Origin of the sequence: Paramagnetospirillum marisnigri, from assembly GCF_001650715.1 — a bacterium.
In the GTDB taxonomy this organism is placed as follows: domain Bacteria; phylum Pseudomonadota; class Alphaproteobacteria; order Rhodospirillales; family Magnetospirillaceae; genus Phaeospirillum; species Phaeospirillum marisnigri.
Window position 1 is genome coordinate 1 of sequence record NZ_LWQT01000122.1, and the last position, 1,939, is coordinate 1,939.

At 52.4% G+C, this 1,939-nt stretch carries 2 protein-coding genes; one reads left to right on the forward strand and one right to left on the reverse strand.

Going from position 1 to position 1,939, the window contains the following annotated elements; translation table 11 throughout:
* Positions 1–609 precede the first annotated feature (609 nt).
* Positions 610–1,593 (forward strand): hypothetical protein, encoded by a 984-nt coding sequence (locus A6A04_RS22585; protein ID WP_156612724.1) that lies wholly within the window; start codon positions 610–612, stop codon positions 1,591–1,593.
* Positions 1,594–1,603: 10 nt separating this feature from the next.
* On the opposite strand, the gene A6A04_RS20545 is transcribed toward A6A04_RS22585, so the two are convergent.
* The coding region (locus tag A6A04_RS20545; RefSeq protein WP_172822832.1) for a recombinase family protein at positions 1,604–1,939 on the reverse strand (336 nt) is incomplete at its 5' end.

Consider the following 1,939-nt stretch of genomic DNA (forward strand, 5'->3'; position numbering starts at 1 on the left):
AAACAGACCCGGAAACGCCGATCAACCGCAATTCACGCCCGGAACAACTCTCAAACCGTCAGAATGAAGAGGTTTCCGGAGGTGCCCAGTTCCTGAAGGGCCGGGACGGCGCTATTCTCGCGCGACACCATCCCGGCCACATCGTCGGAGGTGCTGGGGAGGACGGTCAGCACCTAGCCAGGAGGAGGCGGGGGGCTTCCTCTAGGCAAGAGGTCCAAGAAAATGGGATTGAGCTGCGTTTGAGGTCGCATGACGACAGTGGCCAGAATGCTCAGGGTCGAGAGGTCAAGGAGCCTCCATCACGCCATTCCGTCTTCCGGTTGGGCTGGAATTTGGCTATTCTGGCGTTAATCAGAGGCGGATCGGCCGTCCATATGGGAAATGTCGGTTCAACGGCCAAATTGCCCGCCAGAACTGGCGTCAGCGAACGACAACGCCCCTTTTCGCAAACTGTTTGGCGACCTTCGGATCAATCCGGTTGGCAGCGGCGATGTCCTCGTCGCCTGAGTGGCTGGCGAGACGATTCTTGGCGACGCCGCGTCCATACAGCGATATTGCCCTGAATGATGTTTTGCCTGATGTGGAAGTTGAGGCCTGAGGACTTGCGTCGTGACTAAGAAATACATCGTATCCGGCAATGGGAGCTCAGTCGATTGCCTTGTTTGCGATCTGGTTAATGCGTTCGACGGCATTTTAAACGTCGAAATAAGTGGGCTATTCACACCTCACAAAAAACCAGATCATAAAAGCTTCAAGCTCATGGAAGAACAGCCGCCATTGAGCGCAAATAATACGAGGAGATACTTCATTCGCCTGAGCATCAACACCAAAATTTGGGAGATGACTGAGATCCTGGATAAAACAAAGCTTGATGGACTTACTGGCGATGCTGTGGTCGATCAGATCAAGCTGATGTATGCTCAAGCAAGCAATGTTGCCAGGGAAAAGCTAAAAGATTTTCTATCAGCTCAAAACGGGCGCTTTGGCGTTTATGTTTCAGCAGGAAGTGCGGTATACATAACCATAGCATGTGAATTGCCCATAACATTTTTGGATTTTTTCGCTCACTGCGGCACGCCAGTTTCTGATTACGTCAAAATTATGCTTTCCGACTTTATCAAATTTTGCGAATCAAAATACGGAAACGCAATACTTGATAAGCTTTACGATGATCTTAGTTTTCGCAATGCCTTCCTCAGAGAGGCGGAGAATAAGTTCAGGCTAAGTCGCGGCGCCAAGAAAGTAGGGGACGCTTGGGTTAACGAGACGGCTCTTTATGAGCTTCTGAAAAATCACTTTGATGATATTGTTCGCGAATATTCCCCGGAGTGGGCTGGGCGATACAGATATGACTACTTCATACCCAGTTACGCGGTGGCTATTGAATATCACGGAGAACAACATTTTAAGCCAATTGAGATTTTTGGCGGCCATGATGCTTTGGCCAAGACCAAGGAACGAGATATTCAGAAAAAAGATCTGGCGCGCAAAAACAGGGTTCATTTAATCGAGTGGCTTCACAGCACACCAATCACGGAAGATAGCGTTGCAATTTTGGTGCGTGAAATTCGCAGACGCAAACGGCGCGCCTGATATCATGTCCTTAGCCCCCCACAGCAACCCGCTCCAAGCTCCGCTTAACGCTGGTGGGGTACCACGCCCCGCCTCTGGCGGTCAGGATACCCCTGCGGTTTAGTTCGTCTGCCATGCCTCGCAGTGACATCCCAGCGGCCATCAATTCCCCCATGATGCCCTGAAGGTCTCCAGCCCGCCTGTCGGCCTTCTCCTTGATCGCAGCCACGGCCTCGGCATTGCCCAGGCCTCGGAGATGCTCCGCACCCTTGGGGCTTCCCAGCTTCTTTCCCCTCGCCTTGGCCGCAGCAAGGGCAGCCTTGGTCCTGGCGCTGATCATCTCGCGCTCATGCTGTGCCACCAGGGC